The sequence below is a fragment of the Marinobacter sp. MDS2 genome (assembly GCF_030718085.1).
GTDB lineage: Bacteria > Pseudomonadota > Gammaproteobacteria > Pseudomonadales > Oleiphilaceae > Marinobacter.
Genome location: NZ_JAVAJF010000002.1, coordinates 201162 through 219409, shown reverse-complemented (window position 1 = coordinate 219409; position 18248 = coordinate 201162). Strand labels below are relative to the sequence as shown.

Genomic DNA, 18248 nt, shown 5'->3' with positions numbered 1-18248 from the left:
TGCAGCTCGTTAACTTTTGTATCCCGAAATGCGTGCTACTGCACATATTTCACACACTGCCTTCACTAACCTAATCGTTACACGCACGTCACCGAAGCAACCGCTCGCCGGTTAACAACGACAAAAAGGTGGCGGCAACCAGAGACCAGAAAGAAGGCAGTAACCATGCGCGACAAGTACAAATATATCGGTCCCGTCTACGATTTCCTCAGCAACCTTTACAGCGGCAAAAACATTCATCACTGCAAAACCGCCATGCTGGATGTAGAGACCGTGCAAAAGGGCGACCGGGTTTTATTCGCCGGTGTCGGCCATGGTCGTGACGCCATTCGCGCAGCAGAACTCGGGGCCGATGTAACCGTGGTCGATCTGTCTGAGACCATGCTGAGAAAATTCGGGGATGCCCTGCGTGACGAGGCACCTCATTTGACCATTCGCCGCATCCACAGCGATATCATGAAGGTGGATGAGGCCGGGCAGTACGACATGGTTGTCGCAAACTTTTTCCTGAACGTGTTCGATGAAGACATGATGGTCAAAGTTCTGGAGCACTTGATCAGCCTGGGCAAATCAGACGCCAAAATCGTCGTGGGCGATTTCTGCTATCCAACGGGAAACATTTTCTCTCGCACGTTCAAAAAGCTGTATTGGTACATGGCCGTTTTCGTCTTCTGGCTGTTCGCCAACAACGCCTTCCACAAGATCTACAACTATCCCGAACACATGCAGCGCCTGGGCTTGCAAGTGCGCGAAAAAAAGCACTTCAAGCTGCTTAACATGGATTGCTACTGGTCCATTTTGGGCCAGAAAAAAGCCTAAAACCTACTACCCAGCACAATAAAAAAGGTTACGGGAGCTTTACTATGTCAGACCAGATTCTCGCACTCGATGGCATCAAAGAGCGCGCGGCCAGTCAATTCACCTTTTCTGAACGGGTGAACTACCTGAAGCAACACGGCACGCACTCCCAATCCTTCTCCACGCTACAGCCCGGCATGCAATATTTTGATGTTCCGGGCGTGGGTTACATTGCCTACATGCGGAAATGGGGAGGCACCTTCGTGCTGTCTGACCCGGTAGCTGCGCCAGCAGACTTCCCCGTCATTCTTGAGCAGTTCCAACAAAAATTTCCGAACGCGTCATACGTTCAGGTGTCGAAGGCGGTTGTGGATTTCCTCCATCTGCGCTTCGGCCTGTATGGCACACAGTTTGGTTGCGAGTCTCGGATCGATCTCCAGAAATGGTCACTGACAGGAAAAAAGAAACAAATCCTTCGCACCGCTCTGAACCAGGCAGAAAAGCATGGGATTACGGTCAAAGAACGTTACAGCGACGACCACACCAAGGAAATATCCGAAGCCTGGATTCGCACCCGCAAATGCAAAAGCAATGAGATCCGGTTCCTGATTCGGCCAATGGAAATGGATTACCGGGAGAACGAACGTCACTTCTATGCTTACCAGGACGGCAAGGCCGTTGGTTTTATCTATTTTGATCCGATTTACCACAACAATGAAATTGTCAGCTACGTGCCCAATATCTCGCGGGCAAATGCGGACTTCCGGCAGGGCATTTTCTACACGTTGATGGCTCACGCCATGGAGGTATTTAAAGAGGAAGGCATTCCGTTCATTGATCTAGGCCTGATCCCGTTATCACTGGACAAAACCACAGAGCATCAAGAAAGCCGGCCCTTAAAAAAACTGATGCACGGCATCTACAGCAAAGGAAACTTCTTGTATAACTTCAAAGGCCTGGAGTTTACGAAATCCCGCTTTCGCGGCCAAAACTTCAAAACCTACTGCTGCCATAAACGCGCCATTCCGGCCCTTGAATTCTTCGCCATGTTCAAACTGACCCGGCTACTTTAAGCTGGGCCAGTGGCTCCTCACCTCGGCGACGGGCATTGCCAAGCCTTCCGAAAAGCGCGCAATATCGCGGGGGGCAGCACCCGAAAAACAGGCGGCTATCACCACCGCACCGGATAACTCCCCGGGGTTTTCCGCACCGGACAACCGGCCAACCTGTTGCAGCAAATGTCTCACTCGCCGTGCAATGGCCTCTCCCGAATCAACCCAAAACGCTACAGCGGGTAGGCTTTTTCGAAGCCAAGGCAACAACAATGGGTAATGGGTGCACCCTAAAACGACAGTGTCTACGTCACGATGATGCAACGGCCGCATGACTTCATTTAAACGGCTTTGCTCCGGTTCCTGCCCGGAAACCAGCTCTTCTGCCCAACGCACCAGATTCGGATCGCCCAAGCGGGTAACCTCGCAGTCGTTCGCAAAATCTCGGATGAGCTGGTCCAAATACGGACGCTTGATGGTAGCCGGCGTGGCTAACACCCCGATTTTTCGGTTCACCGTGCACAATGATGCGGGTTTAATCGCCGGTACCACGCCCACCACCGGAACACTTAAACGAGCTCGAAGGTGAGGCAACACCACGGTACTGGCGGTATTGCAAGCAATTACAATGACATCGCATTCGAGTTCCTGAAGGCACATCTCGATCAGCCTACAGCAGCGATCAATCACCACTTGCTCAGGCTGATCACCATAGGGAAAACCGGCATTATCAGCCAGGTACAGCAGTTCTGCGCCCGGCAAGACGCGATGGATACAGGCAGCGACACTAAAACCGCCCACACCGGAATCAAACACCAGAACTCGGGGATGACGCTGGCCCATCGTCAGGACGACGCTCCTTCAGCAGTAATCATGTCTTTCATGGATTGAATCAACTGTCCCGAGATGGTGGTCTCAGGGGGGATCGGGGGATGCTCATCCGGCGTGTACCAGCCGGCATCGGCCAGCTCATCTTTCTGAAGCACGAGATCCCCGCCTTGGTAGTCTGCGAAAAAACCCATCATCATTTGGTGAGGAAACGGCCACGGCTGCGAGTGCTGGTACCGGATGTTCGTCACATCCAGCCCGGTTTCCTCTTTCACTTCCCGAACAACCGCCTGCTCAAGACTCTCACCCGGCTCAACAAAACCCGCAATCAGGCTGTAAAAGTTGCGGGTAACCCGCGACGACTTGGCCAACAAAAACCGATCATCGCGGCGAATAACCACAATGACACACGGTGAAATTCTGGGATACCAAGGTACATTGCACCGACCACACCAACGGGCACGCTCTCTCAGGTGCGCTTGCGTAGATTCGCCACAGCGTCCGCAGAATCGATGGTCCTGCCACCACTGCCATACCTGAAAGCCGGTGCTCAGCAGTTCTACCGGCGCCGCCGGTATTTGCATGATCGCGTCTCTGAGGGTCACGGTGCTCAAGCCTGGCAAGCCCGTGTCGGGCAAAGTGCTAACAAAAAGCCTGTGCCCGCACCAGGTTCCAAGGGGCAACGCTTCTGGCCGGCTATCCCCCATTTCAGGGCCACCCCAACGCAAAAACCACCCGTTACCGGGTTTTAAAATGCTGCTTCCGGAAAAAGCCAACAACAAATCACCCTGTTTCGGCTCATCGTCGCTCCAACCGGGCACCCACTGCGCGCTGTGATTCACCATAGCCAGCCCCTATTTATCCAACGGTGGACAGCAATGTAACACATCAAAATCACTGGCCAGAATGACTATTCGGCTTTTCGCCCTCGCGACAACCCGTTAAACTTGGCCACTGTTTCCAGGTCCGGAGTTACACCTTATGCGATTTTATCAGGGCGTTCGCAGCCTGATCCTATGTTTTTTCCGCAAAATTCTGTTTTTATGGGTTCGCACAGACGTCAGCGGCAATACATTGGAAGAGTTGGGGCTCGATCCTGAAAAACCCGTCTGCTACGTGCTCCAATACAGCTCTCTATCGAGCCGTTTGGTTTTGGAACAAGAGGTGATCCGAGCCAAGTTGGCCGGCCCGGCCCCGGAGCTACCCGTTAAAAACAGCTCTACTCACTCATTTTTCTTTCTTTACCAGCGTGTGGGCGGTCTATTCCGAGGCCGCCGGCAAAAACCGGTGCCTACCAAGGAGTTCAGTGAACTCGTTAAGTTCGGTGTAAACCACTCTGATAAAGACGTACAAATTGTCCCGGTTTCTTTGTTCTGGGGCCGCTCCCCAGACAAAGAGAAGTCTTTGGTCAAACTCCTGCTTTCTGATACCTGGTCCGTGGCCGGGCGGCTGCAAAAGTTGTTGTTGATCCTGGTTCATGGCCGAAACACCTACGTACAGTTCAACCGGCCTTTGTCATTGAGCATGGTGGTTGATGAATACCGAGACAACGAAGAAAAAGCCAGACGTAAACTCGGCCGCATACTGCGCACTCATTTCCGGCGCGTACGCCAGGCCGTTTTGGGGCCAGACTTGTCACATCGACGCACGCTCGTTGAGGGGCTGCTGCGGACTCAAGCGGTAAAAGAAGCCATTCGTGAAACCGCAGCCAAAGAAGACATCGCACCGGAAAAGGTCCGTGCACGAGCGTTCAAGTACGCCGACGAAATTGCCGCCAGCATGTCTGTTGTCACCATCCGTTTCATGGAACGTGTACTCGCCTGGCTCTGGAATCGCATCTACAACGGCATTGCGATCAACAACATTCAGGTCGCAAAAGAAGTCGCACAGGATAGCTCGGTTGTTTATGTACCCTGCCACCGCTCGCACATCGATTATTTGTTGTTGTCCTACGTGCTTTACAAAAACGGGTTGATGCCACCCCACATTGCGGCCGGCATCAATCTGAACATGCCTCTGGTCGGCCCCATCCTTCGCCGTGGCGGTGCTTTTTTCATGCGCCGAAGCTTCAAGGACAACCCGCTCTACGCCACCGTGTTCAATGAATACATGCACGTGATGTTCACCCGGGGCTATTCGGTTGAATACTTCGTTGAGGGCGGCCGCTCTCGCACCGGGCGCATGCTGCCACCCAGACCAGGCATGCTGTCTATGACGGTTCGCAGCTTTCTGCGCGACAACCGCAAGCCCATCGTGTTCGTGCCCGTCTATATCGGTTACGAGAAGGTGATGGAAGGTCGCTCCTATCTGGGAGAACTGCGCGGCAAGAAGAAACAAAAGGAAAGCGTCTTCGGGCTGGCCAAAACGGTCCGAAAACTCAGCAATTCGTTCGGCCGGGTTTCCTTGAACTTCGGCGACCCTATCCCGCTGGCCAACGTGCTGGATGACGTTCGCAGTAGCTGGCGCGAGGAAGCCTACGATGCAGAGTATCGGCCTGACTGGCTCCCTGATGCGGTGTCGGAGCTATCCCAGCGGGTAGCGGGCAACATCAATGCTGCGGTCGCGGTTAATCCGATCGGCATCACGGCGACTGTTTTATTGGGCACCGAGCGCATGGCGATGGACGAAGGCCAACTGGTGCGCCTGATGGACCAGTTTGCCAACATGCTGAAGGCGTTCCCTTATGCCGACACCGTGACCTTACCCGAAGGTGACGGCAAAGACTGGCTGAGCTACTGCGAAAGCATGGGGCTGATTAACCGCTTGCCGCAAAAGCTGGGGGATATCATCTCGCTGGAAGGCTCCAACGCCATCCTCATGACCTACTACCGGAACAACATTCAACACCTGTTCGCCCTTCCTGCGCTGGTTGTCAGCCTGTTTGAAAACAAGGCCTGCCTGCGTCGAGAGAAGATTATTTTCCTGGTAAGCGTCGCCTACCCTTACCTGCAGTCGGAGCTATTCCTCCGATACTCACAGGAAGAAATCGAAAACATCATCAATCAATGGATTGACGTGTTGATCCAGCAAGGACTCCTTGTGGCACTTGAAGACGACAAGCTGAGCCGTCCCGAGGAAGGCACCGAAGCCATGTTGCGCGCGCGCATCCTGTCACGCTTTGTCATCCAGACTCTGGAGCGCTACCACATCGCTCTGGGCATCCTGCGCAAATACGGCTCTGGCAAACTGACCGCGGCTGAACTGGAAGAGCAGAGCACGCTGCTGGCCGAACGAATGTCGATTTTGTTTGGCCTGAATGCCCCGGAATTTTTCGATAAAACGCTGTTCCGCAGCTTCATTGCCAACATGCAGAAAAACGACGTGCTGATTGCCGACGAAGACGGACGGTTGTGTTACGGCGAAGGGCTGGATGAAGTGGCTGAAGATGCGCGTTTGGTGCTGAGCGTCGAAAAACGACAGGCGATTCAGCAAATCACCATGATGGACGCCTGAACAACGAATGCCGGGCCGGGCTGAACGGGTTTCAGCTCGGCAGGGCTTTTAGCGAATAAATATCGTAACGGCTGCTTTTGCCCTCAATCTGCGTCGCCGGCTTCGGCCCATTGACGGCCGGTGCCTTGCGGGGCCGCTTGACCACCACCCGGTAGCGCGCCGCTGCCAGGGCCGCTTCCAGCAATTGTTCCGAATCATCGTCGTCGCCAACCACCTGCCGGAACACCTGCATTTCTTTCTTCACGAGGGCTGATTTATCCCGGTGCGGAAACATCGGGTCCAGATACACGACATCCGCGGCCTCGGCGCCGGCCTCTTTCAGCCAATCTACGGAATTGCCTGTCTGCAAAGTCATGCGCTGTACCACAGCGGCACAATCTGCATTTAACGCAGCCCGGGCCAGACCGTCAGCCAACAAGGCATGAATCACCGGGTTACGCTCGAACAAGGTCACCTTGCAGCCCAGCCCGGCCAACACAAACGCGTCTTGCCCTAAACCTGCGGTGGCATCGAGTACGTGCAATTCGGCTTTGGTTTTCTGCAGACCGACAGCGCGGGCTACCAGCTGACCGGTGCCGCCACCGTGCTCGCGCCGATAACCCATCTTTCCGGTCACAAACTCGGCTCTGACAGGCCCGGGAGCGCCTTTTCCGGTTAGCTGCAGAGCCAAACCCTGGTCATCCATCATCAGCAGCACAGGGAAGTCTCTGACCAGCTTTGGTTTCACCAACCCCAACCAGCTCAAGCCCAACTCGTCGGCAAGATTCTGCGCGCTGTGGCTATCCCCCAGCGGCGCATAACCGACCGCAACGATGTCTTCGAGAGGAATGAGATTGGCGGGTGAGCGATCAGCCATGATGATGGTCTCCCGAGACTACTCCCGCCCCGGGAGTTTCTTCCAGGTGACTTCGTCACGAACATACACAGGCTGCGCCTGTTCCGCAGGCACGGCCTGGCCCGCATGAAAAGCAGGGATCGCCAAGCGCGCAACCTGAGAGGCCCGTGGCACCAGAGAGGTATCAATCGAGCGAATCCGGGTTGCAATCGCCTCCGGCATGCCGTCCACGAACTTCCAACCCTGACCTGCACCAAACCAGCCGTCAGTCGTAGTATCCGGGTCAGGCAGGCTGACGTTTTCCGGATGACACACACGCTCGTTACCCTGCATTGCCGGCAAACCATCACGGCAGGCAAAGGTCGCCCAATATACCTCGCTCATGCGCGCATCGAACGCGACAGCCACACCGCTGCCGTCGGCCAACTGGTGTTGCTCCATGGCACTAAGCGCAACGGCGGCCAGAGAAGAGACCGGCACTACCGGCAGATCCAGCCCCCAGGCAAAACCCTGGATGACGCCAGTGGCGATACGCACGCCGGTAAACGAACCCGGCCCGCGAGCAAAGGCTAACGCGTCCAGATCTGAAGGTTTCAACCCTCGTTCTGCGAGCAGTTCGCGAACCATGGGCATTAACAGGCGGGTATGGCCCCTGGGGGCCAGTTCAAACCGCTCGGTAATCTGGCCATCCAGCCACAGAGCGGCGGAGCAGCCTTCGGAAGACGTATCCAGTGCTAACAACTTCACAGATCAAGCCTCCGCGGCTACCCCGGTTTCAGTTACTTAAGTTGTGACAGGATCTGGTCACGAATGCTATCCAGACTGCCTACACCTTCAACGCGCACATACTTGGGTGCGTCGGCAGGCGTTTTCTCGGCCCAACCCTGATAGAAATCGATCAGTGGTGCCGTCTGGTCGTGGTAGATACCCAGGCGCTTGCGCACAGTTTCTTCTTTATCGTCTTCACGCTGAACCAGGTCTTCACCGGTTTCGTCATCTTTGCCGGCAACTTTTGGGGGATCGTATTTCACGTGATAGATACGGCCACTACCTTCGTGAACGCGACGACCAGACAGGCGGCTGACAATTTCTTCGTCGTCTACGGCGATTTCCACAACATAATCGATATCAATGCCCTGATCTTTCAGCGCTTCAGCTTGGGGAATCGTGCGTGGGAAACCATCGAGCAGATAGCCATTTTTGCAATCGGGCTGTTGGATGCGCTCTTCAATCAGCGCAATAATGATGTCGTCAGACACCAAGCCGCCGGAAGCCATCACTTCTTTGACCTGTTTTCCCAGCTCCGATTCCGCTTTAACGGCAGCGCGCAGCATGTCGCCGGTCGAAATCTGAGGGATATCGAATTGGCTGGTGATAAACTGGGCCTGTGTGCCCTTGCCCGCACCTGGTGCGCCTAGCATGATGATTTTCATAACGTTGTGCTCCCGTTGTCTTAAATTGTCGTACGAAAAGTTGTTGCAAAAATCTGCGTTTTTGCGACAACCTCTCTGGAATCGCGAGACGGTTTCAGCGAGGCCCCGGCGAGAATCGAGGCCGCATTATACGAACTCAGCCCCTGCAGAGAAAGTCGACCTCTGTATCATCGCGTATTTTAAATAGATGCAAACTGTATGTAGCGGTGTTCAGCCGGTGTCAAATGGCTCAAGAAGACAAGGAGGAAGCGAGGACATCCAGGTCGGAAGAGACTTGCTCTACGTCTAGCTGAACCCGTTCCAGATCGGATAATTCCAACCCTAACCGTTCAACCAGAGCCGGCACATCGTCAGGATTGAATTCATCGCCGATGCCCTGTTCCTTCAATACAGCATTGGCCAACTGGACCATCGCGACATATTCCTCATGGTCTCCCTGGTAACCCATGTGCTGGTGCATGCCCGCAGCCTTGATCACAGGTTCCGGCAATTGCCATAGCCGGTGCAGGATACCACCTATCGCACCGTGCCCCACCGACAGAATGTCTTCCTGTTCACTGTGCCCGAGTACTTCGTGCTCCAGCGATTGCAGACTGGCGTCCGGATTCATTTCTCTGAGCGCATTCAGCTCATCAAATTCCGTCGGAAACAAATGCCCGACCAGCAAGAGACCAAAGTTGTGCAGCAAACCACAGAGGTACGCCAACCCCTTATCGTGCCCTGCACGGGCAGCCAACCCCTGGCACAAGAAGGCACAATACAACGAGTGCCGCCAGAAGTTGTCCATCCCCAACGGCCCCTTGCGCGGCACATCAAACGCTTGAACCGACGCAATACCCAACGCTATGTGAGCAACGCGATCAAAGCCCAGCACCCGAGTGACGGCTTCCTGAACCGAATTGATCTGACCGGGATAGGCAAACAACGCGGAACGGGCGTAACGCATAATCTGTGCGGTCATGCTGGGATCGAATTCGATCAGTTCCGACAACTCCCTGGCCGAAGCCTCGGGATTGCCTGTCAGCCGGAGAATGCGCAACGCCAACGCGGGCATCGGGGGTAAGCGATAGAGCTTCTGAAGCTTGTCAGCGACTTGCTCGAGCGTCAAGGCTTCGCGCTGCCCGACACCTTGCCCATGAATCACCAGACGCCCTTCCCTTGCACCCGCCAACGCCAGCCTCAGTGAACGACCATCCAGCTCCAGCAAGGTATGATCTGTGCCCGCGGTAAACACAACGGCGTCAGCAGAACTCAAGCCTTCATCCACCAAAACCGGGATCCCCCACGCAGCCCCTAAAGGTGGCACAAAGCCCGGAGCACAATCACTGAACAAACGGGTTACTTGACGAGCCGTCAATGGCTGCAGGCGCCGACCGGTCAACTGCTGTACGGCCTCCAGATCAAGTGCGCTGTCAAACCGATGCACAGCCATGACCACACCGGTCATATCGATCAGCATCGTGGCCTGGATGAAGTCGTGCTGGGGTCGCCCCGAAGCAAGCACCAAAGCATCCAGACTGCTGGCCACGCCGGTTTCTATGGGCCGGTATGGAATCCCTTTTCGGCCCAGAAAATGCGCCAGTTTCTCTGCCAATGCCAACCGTGCTTACTCCTTGAATGGTGACAACTGAATCGGGATGTTAACCCGTGTTACGCATGCCGGCTGATATGCCCGCCATGGTGACCTTGAGAGCCCGCTCAACCAATTCGGGTACGTTGTTTTTGCCCTCGCTCTCCCTGTCCCGGCGCAGCAACTCCGCCTGCAGGTAGTGCAGAGGATCGGTATAAGGGTTCCGCACCCGCATGGAGTGGGCAAAAACCGGCTCATCTTCCAGCAAGTGGTCTTGCTCTTTCAATTCGAGCAAACGGTCCACACACCCCTGAAGGCGCGCCCGCAAGTTCGCTCCGAGGGATTTCAGGGTGTCATCTTGCACGAGAGTTTGCTCGTAGTACGAGGCAATTCGCAAATCCGCCTTGGCCAACACCATCTCGAGCATGTCTACGTAGGTCTTAAAGAAGGGCCACCCCTTCATCATTTCCCGCAGCTCCGGCAAACGTTCCAGCCGTGCAGCTTCTTCAAGCGCGACGTCGCTGCCGAGCCAGCTCGGCAGCATCAAGCGCATCTGCGTCCACGCAAAAATCCACGGAATCGCCCGCAAACTTTCAACACCACCGGTGGGTTTACGCCGGGCCGGCCGACTGCCCAGCGCCAACTTACCCAGTGCCGTTTCCGGTGTCACCTGACGGAAGTAAGGTACGAAGTCCGGGTTCTCCCGCACCACATCGCGATAGGATTTAAGCGATATTCCGGTCAGCCAGTCCATCACTTCGCGCCAACTGTCCTTGGGGACCGGAGGTGGTGCCAGTGTGGCCTCGACCACAGCCGTGGTATACAGCGTCAAGCTTTGCACCGCCAGCTTGGGCAAGCCGAACTTGAACCGAATCATCTCGCCCTGCTCGGTGATCCTGAAACTGCCGTTCACGGACCCGGGCGGCTGCGACAGAATAGCTCTGTTGGCGGGGCCACCACCCCGCCCAACCGTGCCTCCACGACCATGGAACAAGGTCAGATGCACGCCATATTGGCTGGCCACTTCCGTGAGCTTTTCCTGCGCCTGGTACTGGGCCCAGGCCGCCATCATCTGGCCCGCGTCTTTAGACGAATCCGAATAGCCGATCATGACTTCCTGCCGACCCCGACAATACTCGCGGTACCAATCCACCTGATACAACGCCGCCATGGCATCCGGCGCACCTTGCAGGTCGCTAAGGGTTTCGAACAAGGGCACTACCCGCATGGGGAATGTCATGCCCGCTTCGCGCAACAACAGAATGACGCTCAGAACATCCGAGGGCTGACTGGCCATCGAAATCACATAAGAGCCCAAGGCTTCTGGCGTCTGCCGGGCAACCACCTCGCAAGTAGCCAGCACTTCTCTGACCGGTTCAGACGGCTGCCAGCCACGGGGCACCAAAGGACGGCGACCCTGAAGCTCCCGCAACAGGAATTTCTGCCGCTCCGGCTCGGACCAGGAGGCGTAATCACCCATTCCCAAATAGTCGACAATCTCGGCCACCGCTTCCGCGTGGCGCGCCGCTTCTTGTCGGATATCCAGGCGAATCAGCGGTAACCCGAAGGTATGGGCCCGGCGAATGGTATCCAGCAGTGGGCCATTGGCAATGTGCTCCAAACCGCAGTCCACCAGAGACCGATAGCACAGCTCCAGCGGTGCCGTCAGATCTTCATTTTCAAACAAAATTTGGGTGTCGTCGGCGGCTTCGCCTTTGGCTCGCGCGGCGGCCCAATCACGGGTTTTGATCAACCGGTCCCGTAACTGACCCAGCACAACCCGGTAAGGCTCCCGGGAGTCACCCGCCTGCGCCATCAACTCTTCACTGGCTTGCCACATCGACAGCTCGGCACGCAACGCTTTGATGTCTCTAAGGTAAAGGTCGGCTGCCATCCAACGACCGAGGAAAAAAACCTCCTGAGTCACTTCATGGGTGACATTCGGGTTACCGTCCCGGTCCCCGCCCATCCACGAGGCAATCTGAACAGGCGTAGCGGCAATGGGCAGGCCTTTGCCGGACGCATCCAGCAGCGAGGTGTCCAGGTTTCGCAAGAAACGCGGCAGCGCATCCCACAGGCTGTTCTCGATGACCGCAAAGCCCCACTTGGCCTCATCAACGGCGGTCGGCCGTTCGTAACGAATTTCGTCGGTATGCCACGCCTCGGTGATCAACTGGGACAGACGACTCACGATATCGTCGCGTTCATCGGGGCGCAGATCGCTGTGATCCAGCTTCTCGAGACAGTCCGACATCTCGTCATATTTCATGATCAATGTGCGGCGAGCGACTTCGGTGGGATGCGCGGTCAGCACAAACTCGATGTGCAAATCCGCCACTTTCCGGTGCAGCTCGTCAGGCGCAACACCCCCCGCCTTGAGGCGTTCGAACACCTCGGTCAGCGATTCCACGGTCAGATCCGATGCGTGCCCTTGCTTGCGGCGAATGCCATGATATTGCTCAGCCAGATTGGCGAGATTCAAAAACTGGTTGAAAGCGCGGGTAACAGGAAGGAGTTCATCGTCACTCAACTGCCCGAGCAAGGTTACCAGGCGCTGGCCAGAACCGCTTTCTTGCAGTCGGTCAGCTTTGGCTGCGGCCCGAAGTTCCTCGATTCGGTCGTAACAATCTTGCCCGGGAAACCGTTGAATGCTTTGGCCCAACAGTTCACCCAGTAATCGTACGTTTTCTCGCAAGTCAGGATGCAGTTCAGTCACGTTGAGTTCCTTTTAAATGAACAGAAACAATCTGAACTTACGATACTAAGGATTCACCAAGAACGCTATCAGGCCTTAGGGTTAGCCCTTTTCAACGCCTTTCACTTGTTGCCAGATAGCATCAAGCGCTTCGAGACTTTCGCTATCCAAATCCCGCCCTTGATCGCGCAGAAGTCGCTCGATCGCCCGGAATCTGGCGTCAAATTTGTGGTTAGTTCTGGCCAGAGCCTGTTCCGGGTTCACTTTCATGAACCTGGCCAGATTCACGCACACAAACATCAGGTCGCCCAGCTCGTCTTCCACCGCATCACGGTCACCGGTGCCCGCCTGCGCCGCTTGCCAGGCTTCTTTCAGCTCATCAATCTCTTCGTGCAGCTTGTCAAAAACCGGGGCTATCTCGGGCCAGTCGAAGCCGTGGTTGGACGCACGCTTTTGCAGCTTTTCGGCCCGCGCAATCGCCGGCAACGTGCTGGCAATACCCTCTAGCCGGCTGACCGGCTCGTCGGTTGCGGGTTTGCTGGCCCGCTCTTCCGCTTTGATACGTTCCCAACTGGCTTTGATCCAGGCCTCGTCCGGGCGATTGTTCGGATCTATCCGGCTATCCAGAGTGCCCTCAGGGAACACATGGGGATGCCGCCGGATCAGCTTACGGACCAGGTGATCGACAATGTCGTCGAAATCGAAGTGGCCGTCTTCTTTGCCAATCTGGCCGTAAAAAATCACCTGAAACAGCAAATCCCCCAACTCATCTTTCAAATGGGGGAAATCTTCCCTGGCGATGGCATCAGCCACCTCATAAGCTTCCTCGATGGTATGGGGCACAATCGTACTGTACGTCTGCTTCGTGTCCCATGGGCACCCGGTTTCCGGCTCCCGCAGGCGCGCCATGAGGGTTTTCAAATCGTCGATCGAATAGCTCATGAGCGTTTGCGCCTTACGTCGATAATGTTCGGCAAATTACGAACTTGCGCCAGCAAGCGAGCCAGTTGTTCAAGACTGGAAATCTCTACGGTTACCCGCATGGTGGCCGTGTTTTCGTCTTTGTTGGTCTGCGTTTGCAGCGACAACACGTCGCACTTGGAGTTCGAAAACACCTGGGTGATATCCCGCAACAAGCCAGACCGGTCATAGGCCTCAATCTCGATCTCAACCGGATACACCGCGGCCGGCTGGCCACCCCAGTTAACCTCGATGATGCGGTTCGGCTCGATTTCCCGGAGGTTCAGGAACGTCAAACAGTCCTGGCGGTGCACGGTCACGCCACGCCCGACGGTGATGTAGCCGCCGATCGGATCTCCAGGCAACGGTTTGCAGCAGTTGGCCACCTGGGTTTTGAGTTTGCCCACACCCCGAATCTGGATATCAGAATCGGTGCTGTACCCGCTTTTTCGAGCCGGGCTCAGTTTCAAATCCAGCTGTTCGGTTTTCGGCTCCAACATCTGCTGGGCCACATTCGCCACTTGCGAAGGCCTCAGGTCACCGGCACCGATGGCGGCAAACATATCGTCCGAGGAATGATAGTTAACCCGCTTGGCCAAATCCGTCAGATTCACGTCGTAAAGTGACAGGCGCTTGAATTCATCCTCAAGTATGGCTCGGCCATCAACAATGTTGCGGCCACGATCTTGCTGCTTGAACCAGCTTGTGACTTTGGCCCGGGCCCGGGAGGTCTGGATGTAGCCGAGGCTCGGGTTCAGCCAGTCACGGCTGGGCGCCGGGTTGTTCGAGGTCAGGATAAAGACCTGATCGCCGGTTTTCAGCGGATAGGTCAGCGGTACTATGCGACTGTTCACACGAGCGCCACGGCAAGAGTGACCGATCTCCGTATGAACGCGGTACGCAAAATCGACCGCCGTTGCGCCTTGTGGCAAATCCACCACATGGCCTTCCGGTGTGAACACGTAGATTCGGTCGGGCACGAAATCGGATTTCAGGTGGTCAGCCAGGCCCGACAAGTCGCCCAACTCTTCCTGCCACTCCAAAACCTGGCGCAGCCAATTTATCTTGGCGTCGTAGCCGCTGGACTTGTTGTTGGTATCCGTACCCTTGTACAGCCAATGGGCACAGACTCCCAGCTCGGCTTCTTCGTGCATCGCATGGGTACGAATCTGGACTTCCATTACCCGACCTTCTTCACCCACAACCGCGGTGTGCAGCGATTGATAGCCGTTTTCTTTCGGGTTGGCGATGTAGTCGTCAAACTCATTCGGTATGTGGCGCCAAAGCGAATGCACAATACCCAGCACCGCGTAACAATCACGCACTTCCGGCACCAGAATGCGCACAGCCCGAACATCGTAAACCTGAGAAAAATCGATGCCTTTGCGGCGCATTTTTCGCCAGATGCTGTAAATATGCTTGGCCCGCCCGCTCAGCTCAGCGTCGATGCCCGAGGCTTTGAGTTCGGTCTGCAAGGTATCGAGCACACGGCGAATGTAGCTTTCACGATCCAGTCGCTTTTCATCCAGCAGCCGGGCAATCTTCTTGTAGGCGGTAGCATGCAGGTAACGGAAGGATAAATCCTCCAGCTCCCATTTGATGTGCCCGATCCCCAACCGGTGCGCGAGAGGGGCGTAAATATCAAACACCTCCCGGGCAACTTTCATGCGTTTTTCCGCCGAGGTATCTTTGATCGCCCGAATCGCACAGGTGCGTTCCGCCAGTTTGATCAGCGCGACGCGAACATCGTCGATCATGGTGACCAGCATCTTGCGGACGTTATCGAGCTGCCCTTCGCTCTGCCCCAGTACGTTGCCTTTGAGGGGGTGGTGAATCGACGAGATCGCAGCCATCTGCTGGACACCATTGATCAACCCGGCCACTTCATCACCGAATTCCTTGCGGATTTCTTCCAGCCCTACCCGCTCTTCCCGCACTGCACGGTACAAAACGGCTGCAACAAGACTGGCCTGATCAAGATGAAGCTCCGCCAGAACCTGAGCCATTTCCAGGCCGGTATGAAAACTGTTGGCCCCGGGCGCCCACAAACGGTCTTCACGGAACGCTTCCAGTGCTATCCGGTCGGCCTTTTCACAGGCCAAGCGTAACTGATCCGGATTCTCCAAATGGGTCTGTTCCGCAATACGATTAACCCAACGGCCAATGTCCACCTGGCCGTCGCCGGTTACCCCGTAATCTTCCCTAACTTTAACCATAGCAAGGACTTACCTGATGCTGGCCCGGTGTCTCTGGAACTACCCTGATCTCGGAAACCCGGACATTACAAACTCATTTACGCGTGTCGCGCTCGAACAAGGCGATCGACTCAACGTGAGTCGTGTGCGGGAACATGTCCATCACACCCGCACGCACGAGGCGGTAGCCGTTATTCACCATGACACCGGCATCTCTGGCCAAGGTGGCCGGGTTGCACGACACATACACGATCTGATCCGCGCCGAACGCCGTCAGGTACTTGCAAATCTCTTCAGCACCAGAGCGGGGCGGGTCAATCAATATTTTATCAAAACCCTCTTTGGCCCAGCTTTGATCGGTGAAATCGCCGTGCAAATCAGCCCCGAAAAACTCCACGTTATCCAGTCCGTTCAGTCTGGCGTTTTCACGACCACGAACCACCATGGCATCGTCGCCTTCCACGCCCACGACCTGCCCACCCTTTCGAGCCAGTGGCAGGGTGAAGTTGCCAAGACCGCAGAACAGATCCAGCACCCGCTCACCCGGCTGAATGTCCAGCCATTCCACCGCGCGGTGCACCATCTTGCTGTTAATACCCGCATTTACTTGCGTGAAGTCCATCGGATGGAACTGCATGGTCAGATCAAACTCTTCCATGCGGTAACTCAAGCGCTCATCATCACGACCGGACGACTCCGGCCAAATGCGATGAACCGTATCCGGGCCTTTCGGCTGCAGGTAGATATGCAGACCATTTTCCTGGCCGAAGGCGATCAGCTTTTCCTGATCTTCCGGCACCAGTGCGTCCATATTCCGGAATACCATGGCGGCGTGGTCATCACCACACGCCACCTCGACTTGAGCGATCCGGTCAAACGCCGTCATGCCGTGCAACAATTCCCGCAGCGGCATGATGCGCTCGCCAATACGAGGGTCCAACACCACGCACTCATCGATATCGGTCAGAAAGCTATTGCGCTTCTCACGGAAACCAACCAGTACAGATTCGCGGGCTTTTACGTAACGCACACCCAAGCGCGCCTTACGGCGGTATCCCAGCGATTCCGGCGAACGCATGGGCTCTACCCACTCTTCCGGCTCAATACCGCCAAAGTGCGCGAAATGCTCACGCAGGGTGTTTTCCTTGAAGCGAATCTGGGCGTCGGCACTCATGTGCTGAAGGCTGCAGCCACCGCACAAGTCGGCAAATTTGCACGGAGGTTGTTGACGATCCGGAGCGGCCTCCAGAACCTCCAGAGTACGCAGCTCATCAAACTTGCTGCGACTGCCCACCACTTTGGCCATGACGGTTTCACCCGGCAACCCGCCATCTACAAACTGAACTTTACCTTCAGCGCGGGCAATGCCCCGACCATCGTGGCCCAAGCTTTCAATCTCACAACTCACGGGTTCTTGCGGCAGAACCTTACGGCGGCGTCTACTCATAATCATTAGTCTCTTGTCGGTTTCCGGCTCAGACGCTCGGGAATACACCGGTGGATAAGTATCGGTCTCCGCGATCACAAATAATGGCAACGATTACCGCATTTTCAACCTCTCGCGAAAGCTTGAGCGCCGCCGCAATAGCACCGCCGGAGGAAACACCACAAAAAATCCCTTCCTCCCGAGCCAGGGCCCGCATGGTGTCTTCCGCTTCTTGCTGGCCAATGTCCAGCACGGAGTCCACCCGTGCGGCATCGTAAATTTTTGGCAAATACGCTTCAGGCCAACGTCGGATACCCGGAATAGACGCACCGTCTTCCGGCTGCAACCCAACAATCTGAACATCCGGGTTACGCTCTTTCAGATAACGGGACACCCCCATAATGGTGCCGGTGGTGCCCATCGAACTGACAAAATGGGTAACGCGCCCGTTAGTCTGCTCCCAGATCTCCGGCCCGGTGGTGCGGTAATGGGCCAGCGGGTTGTCCTGATTACTGAACTGGTCCAGCACCTTGCCCTTGCCTTCGGATTCCATTCGGATCGCCAGATCCCGTGCACCTTCCATGCCTTCGTCACGGGTGACATTGACCACCTCGGCTCCGTAGGCGCGCATCGATGCCCGGCGCTCCTCACTCAGGTTATCCGGCATGATCAAGATCATGCGATATCCCTTGATGGCCGCAGCCATGGCAAGGGCAATCCCGGTGTTGCCCGAAGTTGCTTCAATCAAGGTATCACCGGGGCTGATGTCACCACGGCGCTCCGCTTCCTGAATCATGCTGATGGCCGGCCGATCTTTAACCGAACCCGCGGGGTTGTTGCCCTCCAGCTTTGCCAAAACGACGTTACTGGTATCACCCGGCAAGCGCTGCAAACGCACCAGCGGGGTGTGGCCGACGTAATCTTCAATAGTGGGGAAAGTCATATTGAAACCCTGTGATACACTTTCGGGTTCGAATCATACTCGCTATAGCCGCCATGTCCC

14 protein-coding genes are annotated in these 18248 nt (G+C 55.9%); 3 read left to right on the top strand and 11 right to left on the bottom strand.

The features are described 5' to 3' along the window. The first annotated feature begins 165 nt into the window (after positions 1-165). Together Q9245_RS11830 and Q9245_RS11825 are read left to right on the top strand one after the other, a co-directional pair. Complete coding sequence (locus tag Q9245_RS11830; RefSeq protein ID WP_305897378.1) at positions 166-819, top strand: class I SAM-dependent methyltransferase; 654 nt, start codon at positions 166-168, stop codon at positions 817-819. A gap of 44 nt (positions 820-863) precedes the next feature. Next, the gene (locus tag Q9245_RS11825) at positions 864-1871 is read left to right on the top strand and encodes a DUF2156 domain-containing protein (protein WP_305897377.1); all 1008 of its coding nucleotides are present in this window, start codon (positions 864-866) and stop codon (positions 1869-1871) included. Here the strand turns inward: Q9245_RS11825 and murI are convergent. After that, positions 1863-2693, bottom strand: coding sequence for a glutamate racemase (murI, locus tag Q9245_RS11820; RefSeq protein ID WP_305897376.1), 831 nt, complete (start codon positions 2691-2693; stop codon positions 1863-1865). The two genes, Q9245_RS11825 and murI, sit on opposite strands and share 9 nt — an antisense overlap. Before the next feature lie 2 nt (positions 2694-2695). Continuing rightward, positions 2696-3523, bottom strand: coding sequence for an NAD(+) diphosphatase (gene nudC / locus Q9245_RS11815; RefSeq protein ID WP_305897375.1), 828 nt, complete (start codon positions 3521-3523; stop codon positions 2696-2698). A gap of 136 nt (positions 3524-3659) precedes the next feature. Between nudC and plsB the strand changes: the two genes are divergently transcribed. Further along, on the top strand, positions 3660-6131 hold the full coding sequence (gene plsB, locus Q9245_RS11810; protein WP_305897374.1) for a glycerol-3-phosphate 1-O-acyltransferase PlsB: 2472 nt from the start codon (positions 3660-3662) through the stop codon (positions 6129-6131). Positions 6132-6162: 31 nt separating this feature from the next. Here plsB and Q9245_RS11805 read toward each other — a convergent pair whose 3' ends face one another. From Q9245_RS11805 to cysM, 9 genes are all read right to left on the bottom strand, one after another. After that, complete coding sequence (locus tag Q9245_RS11805; RefSeq protein WP_305897373.1) at positions 6163-6987, bottom strand: class I SAM-dependent methyltransferase; 825 nt, start codon at positions 6985-6987, stop codon at positions 6163-6165. Between the two features lie 18 nt (positions 6988-7005). After that, on the bottom strand, positions 7006-7713 hold the full coding sequence (gene tsaB, locus Q9245_RS11800) for a tRNA (adenosine(37)-N6)-threonylcarbamoyltransferase complex dimerization subunit type 1 TsaB (protein ID WP_305897372.1): 708 nt from the start codon (positions 7711-7713) through the stop codon (positions 7006-7008). Between the two features lie 32 nt (positions 7714-7745). Beyond that, on the bottom strand, positions 7746-8399 hold the full coding sequence (gene adk, locus Q9245_RS11795) for an adenylate kinase (protein ID WP_305897371.1): 654 nt from the start codon (positions 8397-8399) through the stop codon (positions 7746-7748). Positions 8400-8628: 229 nt separating this feature from the next. After that, complete coding sequence (locus tag Q9245_RS11790; RefSeq protein WP_305897370.1) at positions 8629-9999, bottom strand: HDOD domain-containing protein; 1371 nt, start codon at positions 9997-9999, stop codon at positions 8629-8631. A 40-nt stretch (positions 10000-10039) separates the two neighbouring features. Further along, complete coding sequence (gene ppc / locus Q9245_RS11785; RefSeq protein ID WP_305897369.1) at positions 10040-12685, bottom strand: phosphoenolpyruvate carboxylase; 2646 nt, start codon at positions 12683-12685, stop codon at positions 10040-10042. Positions 12686-12766: 81 nt separating this feature from the next. Next, positions 12767-13606: a nucleoside triphosphate pyrophosphohydrolase gene (gene mazG / locus Q9245_RS11780; RefSeq protein ID WP_305897368.1), complete on the bottom strand. Its 840-nt coding sequence runs from the start codon at positions 13604-13606 to the stop codon at positions 12767-12769. Continuing rightward, positions 13603-15840: a GTP diphosphokinase gene (gene relA / locus Q9245_RS11775; protein WP_305897367.1), complete on the bottom strand. Its 2238-nt coding sequence runs from the start codon at positions 15838-15840 to the stop codon at positions 13603-13605. Before relA ends, mazG begins: the two co-directional genes overlap by 4 nt. Positions 15841-15913: 73 nt before the next feature. After that, positions 15914-17266, bottom strand: coding sequence for a 23S rRNA (uracil(1939)-C(5))-methyltransferase RlmD (rlmD, locus tag Q9245_RS11770; RefSeq protein WP_305897366.1), 1353 nt, complete (start codon positions 17264-17266; stop codon positions 15914-15916). Positions 17267-17294: 28 nt separating this feature from the next. Next, positions 17295-18188, bottom strand: coding sequence for a cysteine synthase CysM (gene cysM / locus Q9245_RS11765; protein WP_305897365.1), 894 nt, complete (start codon positions 18186-18188; stop codon positions 17295-17297). Between the last annotated feature and the right edge of the window lie 60 nt (positions 18189-18248).

Excerpts from the sequence above, each read along its gene's own strand:
- cysM (WP_305897365.1), bottom strand. The coding sequence starts at position 18,188 with ATGACTTTCCCCACTATTGAAGATTACGTCGGCCACACCCCGCTGGTG.
- Q9245_RS11825 (WP_305897377.1), top strand. The coding sequence starts at position 864 with ATGTCAGACCAGATTCTCGCACTCGATGGCATCAAAGAGCGCGCGGCC.
- adk (WP_305897371.1), bottom strand. The coding sequence starts at position 8,399 with ATGAAAATCATCATGCTAGGCGCACCAGGTGCGGGCAAGGGCACACAG.
- Q9245_RS11805 (WP_305897373.1), bottom strand. The coding sequence starts at position 6,987 with ATGGCTGATCGCTCACCCGCCAATCTCATTCCTCTCGAAGACATCGTT.
- murI (WP_305897376.1), bottom strand. The coding sequence starts at position 2,693 with ATGGGCCAGCGTCATCCCCGAGTTCTGGTGTTTGATTCCGGTGTGGGC.
- Q9245_RS11830 (WP_305897378.1), top strand. The coding sequence starts at position 166 with ATGCGCGACAAGTACAAATATATCGGTCCCGTCTACGATTTCCTCAGC.
- plsB (WP_305897374.1), top strand. The coding sequence starts at position 3,660 with ATGCGATTTTATCAGGGCGTTCGCAGCCTGATCCTATGTTTTTTCCGC.
- relA (WP_305897367.1), bottom strand. The coding sequence starts at position 15,840 with ATGGTTAAAGTTAGGGAAGATTACGGGGTAACCGGCGACGGCCAGGTG.
- mazG (WP_305897368.1), bottom strand. The coding sequence starts at position 13,606 with ATGAGCTATTCGATCGACGATTTGAAAACCCTCATGGCGCGCCTGCGG.
- nudC (WP_305897375.1), bottom strand. The coding sequence starts at position 3,523 with ATGGTGAATCACAGCGCGCAGTGGGTGCCCGGTTGGAGCGACGATGAG.
- rlmD (WP_305897366.1), bottom strand. The coding sequence starts at position 17,266 with ATGAGTAGACGCCGCCGTAAGGTTCTGCCGCAAGAACCCGTGAGTTGT.